The sequence below is a fragment of the Streptomyces sp. NPDC001407 genome (genome assembly GCF_042895325.1).
Taxonomy (GTDB): domain Bacteria; phylum Actinomycetota; class Actinomycetes; order Streptomycetales; family Streptomycetaceae; genus Streptomyces.
In genome coordinates, this window is the sequence record NZ_JBIAWF010000023.1 from 118,071 (window position 1) to 133,354 (window position 15,284).

Genomic DNA, 15,284 nt, shown 5'->3' on the forward strand with positions numbered 1-15,284 from the left:
TCGTGAAAGTCGCCCCGCTTGTGCGGCGGCACGCTAAGGGGGTCAGAGGACCCCCGCGGCCGGGCGAACGACCCGGGGGCATGGTCAACACCCTGGAGCGTCAACATGCCGAAGCTTATCCACCGGGTCGCCGACTGGGCGAGGGCGAGATTCGGCGCACGTACGCCCGAACTCACCGTCCCGGAGCCCGAGCCGGCCCCCCGCCCCGCGGCGGCGGAACCACAGAGCGGGCTGTGCGGCGTCTACGTCTGGGCGACCGCCCACGGGATCGACATCAAGCCGAGCTCACCCCTGCGCTCTTGCGACTGCGCCTCGCATCAGCCCGAAGAGCTGAGCGCGAAGGTCGCGGAGGCGAACAGGGCGAGCCGGTGGGGGAGGGGTGAGAACGCCCCGGGCGCGCCGTGGCCGTAACGGCGTATCCGTCAGCGCGGCACGTCCCCCAACGACTCCAGCAGCACCCGGAGTTCGTCCGCCAGTGCGTCGCGGCGGGTGGTCGTCAGGGGGGACAGCAGGCGGTTCTCCGTCGCGAGGTGGTCCGGGAGTGCCTTGTCGATCAGGGTGCGGCCCGCCTCGGTGAGGGTCACGTACACGCCTCGGCCGTCCGAGTCGTTCGGTGTGCGGGCCACGAGGGCGCGGGCCTCCAGGCGGTCCAGGCGCTGGGTGATCGCGCCCGAGGTGACCATCGACGCCCGCATCAGCTCCGCGGGCGTCAGCCGGTGCGGGGGGTCGCTGCGCCGCAGGGTCGCGAGGACGTCGAAGGACGCCATGTCGAGGTCGTGCGCGGCGAACGTACGGCGCAGCTCCGCGTCGACGAGCCGTGAGAGCCGCTGGAGGCGGCCGATGACGCCCATGGGGGAGACGTCGAGGTCGGGGCGCTGTGCGGCCCATTGTTCCCGGATCCGGTCCACTTGATCTGCCACGTCCCCAGCCTAGCCACTGTCTCATCGCTAAGAAACATTGCTTAGCGCTAAGTGAAAAGCTATGTTTGCTTAGTGCTAAGCAAACGCGTCGGAATCATCCTCGTGACCGCCATGGCGCCCGCCATCTGGGGCTCCACCTACCTCGTCACCACCGAGCTGCTGCCGCCCGGCCGTCCCCTCCTCGCGGGGGTGATCCGCGCGCTGCCCGCCGGGCTCGCCCTCGTCGCCGTCACCCGCCGCCTGCCGCGCGGCTCATGGTGGTGGCGGGCGCTCGTGCTGGGCGCGCTCAACATCGGCGCGTTCTTCGCGCTGATCTTCGTCGCCGCCTACCGCCTGCCGGGCGGCGTCGCGGCCACCCTCGGCGCGCTCCAGCCGCTGCTGGCCGCCTGCCTCGCCACCGGACTGCTCGGCGAGCGGCTGACCGCCCGCACGGTGATCACCGGCGCGGCGGGCGTGGCCGGTGTCAGCCTGCTCGTACTCCAGGCCGATGCACGGCTCGACGCCCTCGGGATCGCGGCGGGGCTCGGCAGCGCGGTCGTCATGGCCACCGGGGTGATCCTCAGCAAGCGCTGGGCCTCGCCCGCGCCGCTGCTCGCGACCACCGGCTGGCAGCTCGTCGCGGGCGGCCTGCTGCTGCTCCCGGTCGCGCTCTTCGTCGAGGGCCCGCCCCCGGTGTCGCTGACCGGCGCGAACCTGACCGGTTACGCCTACCTCGCGATCGTCGGCGCCGCCCTCGCCTACCCCCTGTGGTTCCGGGGGATACGCGCCCTGCCCCCGACCGACGTCACCTTCCTCGGCCTGCTCAGCCCGGTCGTCGCCACGGCGCTCGGCTGGCTCGTCCTCGACCAGGAACTCACCCCGGCGCAGTCCCTCGGCGGTCTCGTCGTCCTCGCCTCTCTGGTCGTGGCGCAGATCCGCCGCCCGCAGGCGGAGGCGGTGCCTCTTCCTGTACGGGACGACGCCGTCCGTGTCTCATCCACCCGTTGAACCAAAGGAGTTCGGAACCATGCGCATCACTGTCTTCGGAGCGGCTGGGAACGTCGGGAGCCGCGTGGTGGCGGAGGCGCTGTCCCGCGGCCACGAAGTGACCGCTGTCGTACGGGACCCGGCCCGCTTCCCCCACCTGCCCGCCGGGGTCGAGGCGCGGACCGGTGACGCCGCGGTCGCCGACGACGTGGCCGCCCTGAGCGCCGGCCAGGACCTCGTGATCAGCGCGACCCGCCCGGCGCCCGGCCACGAGAGCGAGCACGCCGCCACCACGCGGGCCCTGCTGGCCGGGCTCGCCCGGACCGGCGTACGGCTGCTGGTCGTCGGCGGCGCGGGCAGCCTGACCGTTCCGGGCAGCGGCGGCAGAGCGGTGAGGGACGACCCGGCGCTCGCCCCCGCGGCCATCCGGCCCATCACGCTGGCAGGCACGGAACAGCTGGCGGTCTGCCGCGCGGAGACGACGGTGGACTGGGTCTACCTCAGCCCGGCGGCCCGGCTGGCACCGGGCGAACGCACCGGCGCCTACCGGTTGGGCACGGACGAGCTCCTGGTCGACGCCGAGGGCAACTCCGCGATCTCCATGGAGGATCTGGCGGTGGCCCTGCTGGACGAGGCGGAGTGGCCGAAGCATCGGCGGGTGCGGTTCACGGTCGCGTACTGAATGACCTGCCGGTCGGGCCCGAGCGCTGGATAGCCTGTGCACCGTGCACCCGGCGAAGGAACGCATCGCGGCAGTCATCGGACAGCGGACGCAAGGCAGCGGCTATCTGCTCGCTCCACGTCTGGTGCTGACGGCCGCTCATGTGGCCGAGGGCTCCGTGCGGGTGGCCGTTCCCGGCGGTGTCGGGCTCGTGAACTCCCGGACGCTGTGGAGCCGGGACGACGACAAGGGCGACGTCGCGCTGCTCCTCGCCGAGCGGGACCTGGTGCCGCCGGAGGTGGCGGCCGGCTTCGAGCCGGTGATCTGGGGGCGGGTCGGCGAACTGCGGGTCTGGCGCGACGCACAGGCGATCGGCTTCCCGCAGGCGGCCCGGGACGCGTACGGCGAGCTCGACACCGAACAGCTCGTCGGCACCCTCAAGCCCGGCAGCGGGCTGCTCGGCGGCCGCCATGTGCTGGACAGTGACCATGGTGCCCCGGCGCCGCTCGCCGACGGCGGATCGCCGTGGGAAGGCATGTCCGGGGCGGCCGTCTTCGTGGGCGGCCTGCTGTGCGGTGTCGTCTGCGAGGACCCGGTCGCCTGGCGCCACGGACGGCTGGTGGTGACGCCCATGTTCCGCATGTGGTCGGACCCGGAGTTCCTGGATCTGTGCGCCGAGCACGGCCACAAGCCGGTGACGCGGGCGCTGGCCTCGCCTCTTGAGGCCGAGGAGGAGACGTTCGAACGGCGGCTGCGGGAGTATCTCGGCAGCCGTGCCGGGGAATTGACGATCGTCGGCCTGACGCTGTCCGACACCGAAGGGGAGACGTGGCCGCTCAGCCCGGCTTACCTGAGCCTGGAGATGGCGGGCGTCGAGCGGCTCGCGCGGCGGCCGGGGCGCGGCACGCACTGGGACATGGCGACGGGCTTCGACATGGGCGGCCGCGGCGCGGACCGGCCCGAGAACCGCTGTCCCCCGGTGACCTCCCCGCGCCGCGCCGAGGCGGCCCTCGCCGGGCAGCGCCGCGTCCTGCTGCGCGGCGCCGCCGGCTCGGGCAAGACGACGCTGCTCCAGTGGCTCACCACACTCACCGCGAAGGGCGAACTCCCGCCCGGACTGGACCATTTACGTGACTGTGTGCCGCTGCCGCTCCCGCTGCGGACGCTCATCCGGCAGGGCGGTCTGCCGGGGCCGGAGGAGTTCCTGCACACCGCCGCCCGGCCGCTGTCCGGGCAGCCCGCCGCCCGGGGCTGGGTGACGCGGCGGCTGGCCGAGGGCAGTGTCCTATTGCTGATCGACGGGGTGGACGAGGTCCCCGAGGCCGACCGGCGCCGCACCCTCGCCTGGATCAAGGAGCTGCTGGCCGCCTATCCGGACGCCCGGTACGTCATCACGACCCGCCCCTCCGCCGTACGGGAGGGCTGGCTCGCGGACGCCGGGTTCACGGAGCTGGAGCTGCTACCGATGAGCCGTGGCGACGTCGCCGCCTTCATCGACCGCTGGCACGCTGCCGCGAGCGCGCGCGGCAGCGAGCGGATCGGGGCCTTCCGGGCGGCGCTCGCGAAGGCGGTGGTGACCAAGCCGGACCTCGGCCGGCTCGCCACCAACCCCCTGATGTGCGCGCTGATCTGCGCGCTCAACCGCTCCCGGCGCGGCAGCCTCCCGGACGGCCGGATGGAGCTGTACCGCGCCGCGCTGGAGCTGCTGCTCGTACGGCGGGACCGGGAGCGCGACATACCCGGGCCGGGGCTCGACCACGCCCAGCAGGTCGTGCTTTTGCAGAAGATCGCGTACTGGCTGATCCGCAACGGCCGTTCCGAGATCGAGTGGCCCAAGGCCGTACGGATCGTCGAGGGAGCGCTGCCGTACATGCCGTCGCTGGCGGAGCAGGGGGACGCGGCGGGCATCCTGCGCCATCTGGTGCTGCGGAGCGGACTGTTGCGGCAGCCGACGACGGACACGCTGGACTTCATCCACCGCACGTTCCAGGACTACCTGGGTGCCCAGGCGGCCGTCGACGAGGGCGACTTCGGGGTCCTGGTCGAGCACGCGCACGACGACCAGTGGGAGGACGTCCTGCGCATGGCGGTCGGCCATGCGAACCGGCGCGGCAGGGACGAGCTGCTGGGGATGCTGCTGGACCGGGCCGCCCGGGACGAGCCGCACCGGCAGCGGCTGCGGCTGCTGGCGGCGGCCTGCCTGGAGCACGCGACGGAGCTCGACCCGGCCGTACGCCGACGGGTGGCCGACGCGGCGCTGCGGCTGGTGCCGCCGCGCGACGTGCAGTCGGCGAAGGTGCTGGCGCGGGCGGGCGGGGTCATCCTCGATCTGCTGCCCGGGCCGGACAGCGAACGGCTGCAGAAATTCGGCAGCAAGTCGGACGACGTCGCGCACGCCGTCGTCGTGGCCGCGACGACGACGGCCGATGCCCGGGCCATTCCCCTGCTGTCCGAATACGCCGACCACCGCGACCTGGGGGTGCGCGCCCAGCTCGCCTGGGCGTGGGACCGGTTCGACACCGACCACTATGCCGACGACGTGATAGCCAAACTCGCCTATAAGGGTGAGGGGTTGGAGGCCCTGGAGTTCGTGGTGCAGTCGAAGGCCCAGGTCTCCGCGCTGAAACGGCTCGGCGGGCGGCCGTGGGTGCGGTGCGTGGGCGCGCTGACGGCGGACGATCTGACGGACCTGGGCACGCCGGTGCTCAACACCCTGTCGTACCGCTCGAACCCGGAGGTCGTCGACCTCCGCGCGCTGCGCTCCTGCCCGCCGCTTTCGGTGCTCGGCATCGTCGAGTCGCGCGGGTGGTCACACCTGCGCGCCGTGAACAGCCAGGCACTCCACACGCTGAACCTCGCGGTCAGCCATGAGCCCGGCGACCTGGACGCGGTGGCGGACATGGCGAGCCTGGAGGTGCTGACCCTCGACTGGCCCTTCATGAACGCACGGCCCGGCCTGGAGCTGTCCCCGCCGCCGAACCTCCAGTACCTGCGGCTGGGCTGGGGCCCGTCCGCCGAACTGCGGTTGCGGGACGCGGCCCGGTGCCACGCGCTCAGCTCGGTGACATACTTCGGCGCCGAGACCACCGCGCGCGCCCGCCTGAGGCTGGAACGCCTCCCGGCGCTCCGGGAACTGAGAACCATCGGCGAGTCCTTGACCACCTTGGCCTGTGCCGAACCGCTGCCGCGCGTGCGGCGTCTGCTCCTCGAAGAGCCCTGCGACCTCGCCGGCCTCGCCCACCTGACGCGCGCCTTTCCGGGCCTGGAGGAACTCTGGTTCTACTGCGGCTCCTCGACGGAACCCCTGGACGCGGCCCACCTGGCGGGTCTGCGCTCCTGCCGCATCTCCGTGGAACACAGCGGCCCGGTCCTCAACGCCCACCGCCTCCCCACAGGCACGGAACTCACGGTGACGGCGGAACGGCGGCACGCGTAGCGCGGCTCGTGAGACCACGCGCGGCGCCGTGGGCTGCGGATGCCGAGCCGGGCGAGTGCTGCCGTCAGGGGTTGACGTCGAGCACCCGCACCGGCTGCCCCGCCCATCGGTTCGGGGCGGCGGTCGCGACGAACGCGCCGTCAGGGCGCTCGGGTGTCGGCTCGGCCGCGTGCCGGGTGTGCGCGGCCGCCCAGGTCGCCTCGCGGGCGACGGCCAGGGCCGCGGGCAGGTCCAGGTCGAGGATCGTGATGCCGGGCAGCGCCGCGAAGTGCTCGGCGATGCCGGGCCGTGCCCGGTCGGCCTCCACGAGTGCGCAGGTGGGGGCGTACAGATACCAGCCCGCTTCCGTGGCCGCGCGGTGGATGAGCCGGGAGACGACGATGTTGCCCTGGCCGGCGGCGGCCAGAGCCGTTTCGTCGAGCAGGACGTGGATCTGGTCGCTCACCGCATCGCCTCGGCGAGGCGCCGGTCCAGATCGGCGTCCAGCCGGACCATGTCGTCCTCGCTGGGGTCGTAGCCGTTCCACGTGTGCAGCAACTGCCGGGTCCGTTCGGCGCGTTCGGCGCGTTCGGCCGGGGTGAGGAGCTCGTCCGCGAGGCGGGCGAGATAGGAACGCAGCGACAGGCCTTCCGCCGCGGCGACCTCTGCGAGTCGGTCGCGTGCTTCGGCGGGGATGCGGATGTTGGCATCTGCCACGATTCGGTCTCCTTCCGTCCCCGGACAGCGTACGGGTACGCACCCGTACCCACCATCACTCGATCGGGCGAAGGGGATCAGGCGACCCTCACCCCTCCACCACTTCCCGCCACACCCCCCGCAGCGCCTCCGCCACCGCCGACGCCGTGACCGGGGCCTGGCCCAAGGAACGCGCCGCCAGGCCGTGGAGATACGCGCCCACCGACGCCGCGTCGTAGCCCGTGAGGCCCGCTGCCAGGAGGGCGCCCGTCAGGCCCGACAGGACGTCGCCGCTGCCCGCCGTCGCGAGCCAGGGAGTGCCCGTGGGGTTGACGCGCACCGCGCGGCCGGCGGAGGCGATCGCCGTGGTGGAGCCCTTGAGGAGGGCGGTGGCGCCGTAGTGCTCGGCCAGGGCGCGTACGGACACCAGGCGGGCCGACTCCACGCGTTCGCGGGTCCGGCCGAGGAGGACGGCGGCCTCGCCCGCGTGCGGGGTGAGGACGGTTCCGGCGGAGCGGGCCCGCAGGGTCTCGGGGGAGAGCAGGCGGAGCCCGTCCGCGTCGATCAGGACCGGGACGTCCGAGGCCAGGACGTCCTCCAGGGCCTGCCGCGCTTCGGCGCCGTCACCGAGACCGGGGCCGACGACCCACGCCTGCACCCGCCCCGCCTTCGACGGCGGGCCCGCGGAGACGAGCGTCTCGGGGAAGCGGGCGATGACCGCCTCCGCCGCGGGGCCGACGTAGCGCACGGCCCCCGCGCCCCCGTGCAGCGCGCCGGCCACGGCGAGCACCGCGGCGCCCGGATAGCGGGCCGAGCCCGCGACGACGCCGACGACACCGCGCCGGTACTTGTCGCTCTCCGCCTGCGGACGCGGCAGCAGCCAGGCGACGTCCGCGTGCTGGAGCGCCTCGACGTCCGGCCCGGCCGGCAGATGCAGCCCGATGTCGACCAGCCGCAGCGCGCCCGCGTGCTCGCGCGCGGGGTCGAGCAGGAGGCCGGGTTTGTACGCGCCGAAGGTGACGGTCACGTCCGCGTGGACGGCCGCGCCGTGCACCTCGCCGGTGTCCGCGTCGACACCGCTCGGCAGGTCGACGGAGACGATCAGGCCGCCTCCGGCGTACGCGGCCCGCACCAGCGCCTCCGCCTCCGGCCGCAGCCCGCCCTTGCCACCGATCCCGACGATCCCGTCCATGACGAGGTCGGCCCGGCGCACGGCCCGGTCCGCGGCCTCGGCGGAGGCGACCCGGCCGCCTGCCGCCCGCAGCGCGGCCAGGCCGCCCGCGTGCGTACGTTCCGGGGCGAGCAGGACGGCGGTGACACCCGCGCCGCGCCGGGCCAGCCGGGCGCCCGCGTAGAGCGCGTCCCCGCCGTTGTCCCCGCTCCCGACGAGCAGCGCGACCCGCGTCCCGTACGTACGCCCCAGCAGATCCGCGCAGGCTGCCGCGAGTCCGGCGGCCGCGCGCCGCATCAGGGCGCCCTGGGGGAGCTGTGCCATGAGCGCGCGCTCGGCGGCCCGTACGGTCTCGACGCTGTACGCAGTCCTCATGCTCCCCAGTGTCACCTTCGGGCCTGCCGCACGCCCCCGTATTGCCGTGGATCCGGCAGTGGGGGCGCACGGAAACGGACACCTGAGAGACTGACGGGGATGAACGAGACACCGATGCGCGCCCGTGCCCTGGTCGACCTGGCCGCCCTGCGGGCCAACGTACGCCTGCTGCGCGCCCGTGCGCCCCGGGCGCAGCTGATGGCTGTCGTCAAGGCGGACGCGTACGGCCACGGCGCGATCCCCTGCGCCCGGGCGGCCCGCGAGGCGGGTGCGGCCTGGATCGGCACGGCCACGCCGGACGAGGCGCTGGCACTGCGCGCGGCCGGTGACCGGGGCCGCCTGATGTGCTGGCTGTGGACGCCGGGCGGGCCCTGGCGGGAGGCCGTCGAGGCGGACATCGACGTGTCGGTGAGCGGCCTGTGGGCCGTGCGCGAGGTGAGCGAGGCCGCCCGCGCGTGCGGCCGCACCGCCCGCGTACAGCTGAAGATCGACACCGGCCTCGGCCGCAGCGGCTGCCAGCCCGACGACTGGCCGGAACTGATCGCCGCCGCCCGCGCCGCGGAGGACGAGGGCCTGATCGAGGTCACCGGCCTGTGGTCGCATTTCGCGTGCGCGGACGAGCCCGGCCACCCGTCCATCCAGGCGCAGCTGCGGGTCTTCAAGGACGCGGTGGCCTACGCCGAGGGGCAGGGCATCGAGCCGGAGGTGCGGCACATAGCCAACTCCCCGGCGACCCTCACGCTCCCGGAGAGCCACTTCGACCTCGTCCGCACCGGCCTGGCGATCTACGGCGTCTCCCCGAGCCCCGAGCTCGGCACGCCCGCCGAGCTCGGCCTGCGGCCCGTGATGACGCTGTCCGCGTCCCTCGCCTCCGTCAAGCGCGTGCCGGGCGGGCACGGTGTCTCATACGGGCATCACTACGTCACGCCGGGTGCCACTACTCTCGCCCTCGTTCCCGTCGGCTACGCGGACGGGATCCCACGGGCCGCCTCCGGGACCGGGCCCGTGCTGATCGGGGGCAAGTGGCGGACGGTCGCGGGCCGGGTGGCCATGGACCAGTTCGTGGTCGACCTGGGCGGCGACAGCGCGCGTGCGGGCGACGAGGCGGTGCTGTTCGGGCCGGGCGACCGGGGCGAGCCGACCGCCGAGGACTGGGCACGGGCGACCGGAACCATCGCCTATGAGGTCGTCACGCGCATCACCGGACGGGTGCCTCGCGTCTATGTAGGTGAGACGGTGGACGAGGGCGCGGGTGTGAACGGTGCCGCGCGGGAGAACGTGAACGAGAGCACGGACGTGATCGGGCAGGAGAGCTAGGACACGGGGGGCACGGCATGAGCGACAGCGCGAACACCGACGGAACCGGTGTGACGGGGGTGGCCGACGTGGTGGATGCGGTCGGGTCCGCCGGGTGGCGGCGGGGCGCGGGCGTCGCCACGGCCGCGATCGGCGTGGTGGCCGCCGGAGCCGCGGTCGGCGTGGCGGTGGAGCGCCTGACCGTGGGGCGCGGGGTACGCCGCAAGGCCCGGCTCGCGCTGGACTCGATGGGCCCGTACGGCACGCTGCGGGGGCGGCCCGGCCGGGCGGTCGCCGAGGACGGCACGGAGCTCTACTACGAGGTCGACGAGGTGGAGGACGGCCCGGCCGGCCCCTCGGGCGGCGCTCAGGAGACGCTGCTGAAGCGGATCTTCGGACGGCGTACGGCCCCTCCGGTCACCGTGGTTTTCAGCCATGGTTACTGCCTGAGCCAGGACGCCTGGCACTTCCAGCGGGCCGCCCTGCGCGGGGCCGTCCGCACGGTCTTCTGGGACCAGCGCAGCCACGGCCGCTCGGAGCGCGGCCGCTCCCAGCTGGACGGGAGCGTCCCGGTCTCCATCGACCTGCTCGGCCGCGACCTCAAGGCGGTCATCGACGCCGCCGCCCCCGAGGGGCCCCTGGTGCTCGTGGGGCACTCCATGGGCGGCATGACGATGATGGCGCTGGCCGCGCAGTACCCCGAGCTGATCGCCGACCGAGTCGTCGGCACTGCCTTCGTCGGCACCTCCTCGGGCGGCCTCGCGGCCAACACGTACGGGCTGCCGGCCGCGGGCATGAGCGTGGTGCGGCGGGTGCTGCCGGGCGTCTTCAAGGTGATGACCGCGCAGCCGGAACTGGTAGAGCGCGGCCGCCGGGCCACCGCCGACCTCTTCGCGGGCCTCATCCGCCGCTACTCCTTCGGCTCCCGCGACGTGGACCCGGCCGTCACCCGCTTCGCCGAACGCCTCCTGGAGGCGACCCCGGTCGACATCGTCGCGGAGTTCTACCAAGTCTTCGCGGAGCACGACAAGGTGGAGGCGCTCTGTACGTTCGCCGACTGCCCCGTCGTGGTCATCGGTGGCGAGAAGGACCTGATGATCCCGAGCAAGCACTCGGAGGCGATCGCGGAGGTCCTCCCGAGGGCCCGTCTGGTGCTGCTCCCGGGGGTGGGGCACTTGGCGATGATGGAGCAGCCGGAAGTGGTTTCCGGCTGCTTGATGGAGCTGCTTTCGGCTGCGGCGGGTGCGTCGTGCGAGCGGGTTTCGGCGGGGCGGCGGCGGGTCTGAGCGGAAGCTTTTCCGGCTACGGGTCCGTTGCCGCCTGCGGCGGGGGCGGCCTGCGGCCGCGTCCTCAAACCCCGGACGGGCTGAGATGTGCGGACCGTAGCCAGCACATTCAGCCCGTTGGGGGCACCTCTGGGGGCACCCCCGGACGGAGTCTGGGGGAGGTAGCTGGGGGAGTTTGAGGACAGCGCGCGGAGCGTGCTTCGGGGGTCTGGGGGCTTGCCCCCAGTTTCGGGAAGGGGCGGGGTAGGGGAAGAAAGCGCCGCAGGCGCCAACGCACCCGCGGCCGGGGGCCTGGGGCACGCGCCCCCCACGCGGCGGAGCCGCACATCAGATGCAGCCGGGAAGGGGCGGGGTAGGGGAACAAAGCCCGCCGCAGGCGGCAATGGCCCGCACCCGAAAAATCAGCCCAGCCCACCCAGGTCCGCGTCAGCCCACCGCTCGCCCACACCCTCGAAGCGAACCCCCCGCACATCGTCCGCCCCCTCGGAGAGATCCGCCTCCGCCCCCACCGCCCGCTCGATCACCACGTGCAGGCGGTCGTCCGAGAGCTCCTCGACCTTGCCGTCGCCCCACTCCACCACGATGACCGACTCCGGCAGGGAGACGTCGAGGTCGAGGTCCTCCATCTCGTCCAGGCCGCCGTTGAGGCGGTAGGCGTCGACGTGGACGAGGGCCGGGCCGGAGCCGAGCGGCGGGTGGACGCGGGCGATCACGAAGGTGGGGGACGTGACGGCGCCCCGTACGTCCAGGCCCTCGCCCAGCCCGCGGGTCAGCGTCGTCTTGCCCGCGCCCAGCTCACCCGTGAGCAGGACCAGATCGCCGGGCCGCAGCAGCGCGGCCAGCCTGCGGCCCAAGTCCCGCATGTCCTCGGCGGACTTGACGGTGAGGTGGGCGATGTTGGCGGTGGAGATGTCATGCGGGGCGTTCATACCCGTCGATGGTACGGGGCCCGCCGCCGTACGCCGTTTCATTCCGACAAGCCGTCGGCAAGATGTTGCGCGGGCGGTCTCCGGCATGGTCACATGGAAGGCAGAGACACGGTTAGGTCTACCTAACCTTGCCCAGCTGCCTCAGGAGGCACTCATGACGGCCCGAGAACCCGCCGCCGAGCCTGCGCCTGCTGCCGACCGCCACGACGAGCGGTCCGATGAGCGGCCTCTGTCGATGCGAGATCTCCTGGCCGCGTGCGCGGCGGCGGACGCGGTGTCGACGCCCCCGCGGGCACCCGAACCCGAAGAGGAACGCAACCGTCCGGCGGCGTGAAGGAAGAGGCCCCCGCCTCGCACGACAGCGAGCGCAACAGCGAACGCGGCAGCGACCGCGGCAGGGAAAAAGAAACCCGTCAGGGTGAACGGCGCACCGCCCCCGACGGCCGGTGACCCCTTACGGGACCACCACCACGCTCGCCCCGCTCACCGCGAACTCCCACATGGCCCGCCCGTCCGCCGGCTGCTCCCGGATGCCACCGGTCTTCTGCGTGGCGGAGGGCTTCGGCGACGACCCGTCGACCGCCGCGCTGAAGCCGAAGACGACACCGGCCGCGTCCTGGTGGAAGCGCACGATGTGCTCGATCGGGACGCCGTCCGAGCCGTTGCCGGTGGGCGTCCGCGAGGTCACCTTGTAGGATCCCGGCGCAGGGTTCACCGCGCTGGGCGCGACCTCGAAGGACCGGGTCGGCTGCCCGTTCGCGCCGACCAGCCACACCCGCTTGGCCCCGAGTGCGTACACGACCCGCTTCCCGGTGCCGGAGTTCGCCGGGACGGTCGTGGCGGGGTCCTGCGCGGGCTTGTCCTTGCCGCCGGCGTCCTGGCCGGGCGACGCCTCGCCGGAGCCGGAGGGCGAAGCGGAAGCGGCGGCGTGCGGGCGTCCGGGCGCGGCGTCCGCCTGATAGGCGAGAAACCCGACCCCGGCCAGGGCCACCGCCGTGAGCGCGGCCACCATCGCTCCCGAGCTGCTGCGTGCCACGCTGCGCACCCTTTCGTCCTGCGTACGGCTATGCGGCTGACCGTAGCACCCGCGTACGCCCCCGCCGCGCCCTCGGCGGGAGCGGGCGCGGGCACCGTCCGCCCCATGGCGCGCCGTAGGCTGTCAGTGTGCTGCTGCTCGCTCTTGATACCGCAACCCCCGCCGTCACTGCCGCCCTCCACGACGGCGACAAAGTCATCGCCGAATCGCGCCAGGTGGACGCTCGCAGGCACGGTGAGCTGCTGCTTCCCGCCGTCGACCGGGTGCTCGGCGAGGCGGGTCGCACCCTGGCCGACGTGACCGGCATCGTCGTCGGCGTCGGCCCCGGCCCGTACACCGGCCTGCGCGTCGGCATCGTGACGGCCGCCACCTTCGGCGCCGCGCTCTCCGTCCCCGTCCACGGGCTGTGCTCGCTCGACGGGATCGCGTACGCGGCGGGGCAGCAGGGGCTGGAGGGCGAGTTCGTCGTGGCGACGGACGCCCGCCGCAAGGAGGTCTACTGGGCGCGGTACGGCGACGCGCGTACCCGCGTCACCGAGCCCGCCGTGGACCGCCCCGCCGACCTCACCGAGCCGCTCGCCGGGCTGACCGTCATCGGCGCGGGCGGGCTGCTCTACCCCGACGCCTTCACGGACGTGCGCACCGACATGCCCGAGCACCAGTCGGCGGGCGCCCTGGCGTCGCTGGCGGCGGAGAGGCTGCGGACGGGCGGGGAGTTCCTGCCGGTCCAGCCGCTCTATCTGCGCCGTCCGGACGCGCAGGTGCCCGCGAACTACAAGGTGGTCACACCGAAGTGACCGAGACAGTGCGTATCCGCGAGATGCGCTGGTGGGACATCGGGCCGGTGCTGGAGCTGGAGCGCGTGCTCTTCCCGGACGACGCCTGGTCCAAGGGCCTGTTCTGGTCCGAGCTGGCCCACGCCCGCGGGGCGGGTGCCAACCGCCGCTACGTGGTCGCCGAGGCCCCCGACGGCCACATCGTCGGTTACGCGGGTCTCGCCGCGATCGACGGTACCGGCGACGTACAGACCATCGCCGTCGCCTACGAGCACTGGAGCACCGGCCTCGGCGCCCGGCTGCTCGCCGAGCTGCTCACCACGGCGACCGCCTTCGAGTGCCGTGAGGTCCTCCTCGAGGTGCGCGTGGACAACACCCGCGCCCAGCGGCTCTACGAGCGCTTCGGCTTCGAGCCGGTCGGGGTGCGCCGCGGCTACTACCAGCCCGGTAACGTCGACGCGCTCGTGATGCGCCTTTCCGATCCGAACTCCGCAGTGCAAGGAATGACCCATGGCTCCCAGAGCTGACGAACCCCTCGTCCTCGGCATCGAGACCTCCTGCGACGAGACGGGCGTCGGCATCGTCCGGGGCCACACGCTGCTCGCGGACGCCGTCGCCTCCAGCGTCGACGAGCACGCCCGCTTCGGCGGCGTGGTGCCCGAGGTCGCGAGCCGCGCCCACCTGGAGGCGATGGTCCCGACGATCGAGCGGGCGTTGAAGGAGGCGGGGGTCAGCGCCAAGGACCTGGACGGCATCGCCGTCACGGCGGGCCCCGGCCTCGCCGGCGCCCTGCTCGTCGGGGTGTCCGCCGCGAAGGCGTACGCGTACGCCCTGGGCAAGCCGCTTTACGGCGTGAATCATCTGGCCTCGCACATCTGCGTCGACCAGCTCGAACACGGCGCGCTGCCCGAGCCGACGATGGCCCTGCTGGTCTCCGGCGGGCACTCCTCGCTGCTCCTCGCGCCGGACATCACCTCCGACGTCCGGCCGCTGGGCTCGACGATCGACGACGCGGCGGGCGAGGCGTTCGACAAGGTCGCGCGCGTGCTGAACCTCGGCTTCCCCGGCGGCCCCGTCATCGACCGGTACGCGCGCGAGGGCGACCCGGACGCCATCCGCTTCCCGCGCGGCCTGACCGGCTCGCGCGACCCGCTCTACGACTTCTCGTTCTCCGGCCTGAAGACCGCCGTGGCCCGCTGGATAGAGGCCAAGCGCGCGGCGGGCGAGGAGGTGCCGGTCGCGGACGTGGCGGCGTCCTTCCAGGAGGCGGTCGTGGACGTCCTGACCCGCAAGGCCGTGCGGGCCTGCAAGGACAACGGCGTCGACCACCTCATGATCGGCGGCGGGGTCGCCGCGAACACGCGCCTGCGCGCCATGGCCGCCCGCCGCTGCGAGGACGCCGGCATCACGCTGCGCGTGCCGCGCCCGAAGCTGTGCACGGACAACGGCGCGATGGTCGCGGCGCTGGGCTCGGAAATGGTGGCGCGGGGGCGGTCCGCCTCGGCGTGGGACCTCTCGGCGGACTCCTCGCTGCCGGTGACGGAGCCGCACGTACCGGGGCCGGAGGACGCGCATGGGCACACGCACGGCCACGCCCACGCGCACGACCACGATCATGTGCACGAGCTGAGCAAGAAGAACCTGTACGAGTCGTGAGCCCCGTTAGAGCTCGTAACACGATCTTGTTGATCGTGGCTGGTCGGCCGTGACGTGGGCGGTGTTCCGGCCGTTCGTGATGGCGTGAGGAAGCGGCCGTG

16 protein-coding genes are annotated in these 15,284 nt (G+C 73.5%); 10 read left to right on the forward strand and 6 right to left on the reverse strand.

Going from position 1 to position 15,284, the window contains the following annotated elements:
* Nucleotides 1–105: 105 nt before the first annotated feature.
* The gene (locus ACFY1P_RS27440; protein ID WP_390752119.1) at nt 106–411 is read left to right on the forward strand and encodes a hypothetical protein; all 306 of its coding nucleotides are present in this window, start codon (nt 106–108) and stop codon (nt 409–411) included.
* Between the two features lie 11 nt (nt 412–422).
* On the opposite strand, the gene ACFY1P_RS27445 is transcribed toward ACFY1P_RS27440, so the two are convergent.
* On the reverse strand, nt 423–920 hold the full coding sequence (locus ACFY1P_RS27445; protein ID WP_361526812.1) for a MarR family transcriptional regulator: 498 nt from the start codon (nt 918–920) through the stop codon (nt 423–425).
* A gap of 111 nt (nt 921–1,031) precedes the next feature.
* Here ACFY1P_RS27445 and ACFY1P_RS27450 point away from each other — a divergent pair, with 111 nt between their 5' ends.
* From ACFY1P_RS27450 to ACFY1P_RS27460, 3 genes are read left to right on the forward strand one after another with little or no spacing between them, the layout of a single operon-like run.
* The gene (locus ACFY1P_RS27450) at nt 1,032–1,907 is read left to right on the forward strand and encodes an EamA family transporter (protein ID WP_390752123.1); all 876 of its coding nucleotides are present in this window, start codon (nt 1,032–1,034) and stop codon (nt 1,905–1,907) included.
* A gap of 19 nt (nt 1,908–1,926) precedes the next feature.
* Nucleotides 1,927–2,568, forward strand: a complete 642-nt coding sequence (locus tag ACFY1P_RS27455) for an NAD(P)H-binding protein (RefSeq protein ID WP_361526818.1) — start codon at nt 1,927–1,929, stop codon at nt 2,566–2,568.
* A 43-nt stretch (nt 2,569–2,611) separates the two neighbouring features.
* Nucleotides 2,612–5,983 carry an NACHT domain-containing protein gene (locus ACFY1P_RS27460; RefSeq protein WP_390752120.1) on the forward strand — a complete coding sequence of 1,124 codons (3,372 nt, stop codon included), beginning with the start codon at nt 2,612–2,614 and terminating at the stop codon, nt 5,981–5,983.
* 64 nt (nt 5,984–6,047) lie between these two features.
* Here the strand turns inward: ACFY1P_RS27460 and ACFY1P_RS27465 are convergent, their stop codons facing one another.
* From ACFY1P_RS27465 to ACFY1P_RS27475, 3 genes are all read right to left on the reverse strand, one after another.
* Complete coding sequence (locus ACFY1P_RS27465) at nt 6,048–6,428, reverse strand: hypothetical protein (protein ID WP_361526824.1); 381 nt, start codon at nt 6,426–6,428, stop codon at nt 6,048–6,050.
* On the reverse strand, nt 6,425–6,679 hold the full coding sequence (locus ACFY1P_RS27470; RefSeq protein ID WP_361526827.1) for an Arc family DNA-binding protein: 255 nt from the start codon (nt 6,677–6,679) through the stop codon (nt 6,425–6,427). Before ACFY1P_RS27470 ends, ACFY1P_RS27465 begins: the two co-directional genes overlap by 4 nt.
* Nucleotides 6,680–6,767: 88 nt before the next feature.
* Nucleotides 6,768–8,204, reverse strand: a complete 1,437-nt coding sequence (locus ACFY1P_RS27475) for an NAD(P)H-hydrate dehydratase (protein ID WP_390752121.1) — start codon at nt 8,202–8,204, stop codon at nt 6,768–6,770.
* 99 nt (nt 8,205–8,303) lie between these two features.
* On the opposite strand from ACFY1P_RS27475, the gene alr reads away from it, so the two are divergent.
* Nucleotides 8,304–9,521 (forward strand): alanine racemase, encoded by a 1,218-nt coding sequence (gene alr, locus ACFY1P_RS27480; RefSeq protein WP_361526832.1) that lies wholly within the window; start codon nt 8,304–8,306, stop codon nt 9,519–9,521.
* Between the two features lie 17 nt (nt 9,522–9,538).
* On the forward strand, nt 9,539–10,786 hold the full coding sequence (locus tag ACFY1P_RS27485; protein WP_361526834.1) for an alpha/beta hydrolase: 1,248 nt from the start codon (nt 9,539–9,541) through the stop codon (nt 10,784–10,786).
* A 401-nt stretch (nt 10,787–11,187) separates the two neighbouring features.
* On the opposite strand, the gene tsaE is transcribed toward ACFY1P_RS27485, so the two are convergent.
* The gene (gene tsaE, locus ACFY1P_RS27490; RefSeq protein WP_361526836.1) at nt 11,188–11,715 is read right to left on the reverse strand and encodes a tRNA (adenosine(37)-N6)-threonylcarbamoyltransferase complex ATPase subunit type 1 TsaE; all 528 of its coding nucleotides are present in this window, start codon (nt 11,713–11,715) and stop codon (nt 11,188–11,190) included.
* A 154-nt stretch (nt 11,716–11,869) separates the two neighbouring features.
* Between tsaE and ACFY1P_RS27495 the strand changes: the two genes are divergently transcribed.
* The gene (locus ACFY1P_RS27495) at nt 11,870–12,049 is read left to right on the forward strand and encodes a hypothetical protein (RefSeq protein WP_361526838.1); all 180 of its coding nucleotides are present in this window, start codon (nt 11,870–11,872) and stop codon (nt 12,047–12,049) included.
* A 120-nt stretch (nt 12,050–12,169) separates the two neighbouring features.
* Here the strand turns inward: ACFY1P_RS27495 and ACFY1P_RS27500 are convergent, their stop codons facing one another.
* Nucleotides 12,170–12,751: a hypothetical protein gene (locus tag ACFY1P_RS27500; protein WP_361526840.1), complete on the reverse strand. Its 582-nt coding sequence runs from the start codon at nt 12,749–12,751 to the stop codon at nt 12,170–12,172.
* Between the two features lie 128 nt (nt 12,752–12,879).
* On the opposite strand from ACFY1P_RS27500, the gene tsaB reads away from it, so the two are divergent.
* From tsaB to tsaD, 3 genes are read left to right on the forward strand one after another with little or no spacing between them, the layout of a single operon-like run.
* Nucleotides 12,880–13,548, forward strand: a complete 669-nt coding sequence (tsaB, locus tag ACFY1P_RS27505; RefSeq protein WP_361526842.1) for a tRNA (adenosine(37)-N6)-threonylcarbamoyltransferase complex dimerization subunit type 1 TsaB — start codon at nt 12,880–12,882, stop codon at nt 13,546–13,548.
* Nucleotides 13,549–13,571: 23 nt separating this feature from the next.
* Nucleotides 13,572–14,054 carry a ribosomal protein S18-alanine N-acetyltransferase gene (rimI, locus tag ACFY1P_RS27510; protein ID WP_390752124.1) on the forward strand — a complete coding sequence of 161 codons (483 nt, stop codon included), beginning with the start codon at nt 13,572–13,574 and terminating at the stop codon, nt 14,052–14,054.
* Nucleotides 14,038–15,183 (forward strand): tRNA (adenosine(37)-N6)-threonylcarbamoyltransferase complex transferase subunit TsaD, encoded by a 1,146-nt coding sequence (gene tsaD, locus ACFY1P_RS27515; RefSeq protein ID WP_361526844.1) that lies wholly within the window; start codon nt 14,038–14,040, stop codon nt 15,181–15,183. Before rimI ends, tsaD begins: the two co-directional genes overlap by 17 nt.
* Nucleotides 15,184–15,284 lie beyond the last annotated feature (101 nt).

Bases quoted from the DNA above. Each gene is read 5' to 3' on its own strand.
- ACFY1P_RS27440 (WP_390752119.1), top strand. From the start codon at position 106: ATGCCGAAGCTTATCCACCGGGTCGCCGACTGGGCGAGGGCGAGATTC.
- ACFY1P_RS27450 (WP_390752123.1), top strand. From the start codon at position 1,032: ATGGCGCCCGCCATCTGGGGCTCCACCTACCTCGTCACCACCGAGCTG.
- ACFY1P_RS27455 (WP_361526818.1), top strand. From the start codon at position 1,927: ATGCGCATCACTGTCTTCGGAGCGGCTGGGAACGTCGGGAGCCGCGTG.
- ACFY1P_RS27475 (WP_390752121.1), bottom strand. From the start codon at position 8,204: ATGAGGACTGCGTACAGCGTCGAGACCGTACGGGCCGCCGAGCGCGCG.
- alr (WP_361526832.1), top strand. From the start codon at position 8,304: ATGAACGAGACACCGATGCGCGCCCGTGCCCTGGTCGACCTGGCCGCC.
- ACFY1P_RS27485 (WP_361526834.1), top strand. From the start codon at position 9,539: ATGAGCGACAGCGCGAACACCGACGGAACCGGTGTGACGGGGGTGGCC.
- tsaE (WP_361526836.1), bottom strand. From the start codon at position 11,715: ATGAACGCCCCGCATGACATCTCCACCGCCAACATCGCCCACCTCACC.
- ACFY1P_RS27495 (WP_361526838.1), top strand. From the start codon at position 11,870: ATGACGGCCCGAGAACCCGCCGCCGAGCCTGCGCCTGCTGCCGACCGC.
- rimI (WP_390752124.1), top strand. From the start codon at position 13,572: ATGCGCTGGTGGGACATCGGGCCGGTGCTGGAGCTGGAGCGCGTGCTC.
- tsaD (WP_361526844.1), top strand. From the start codon at position 14,038: ATGGCTCCCAGAGCTGACGAACCCCTCGTCCTCGGCATCGAGACCTCC.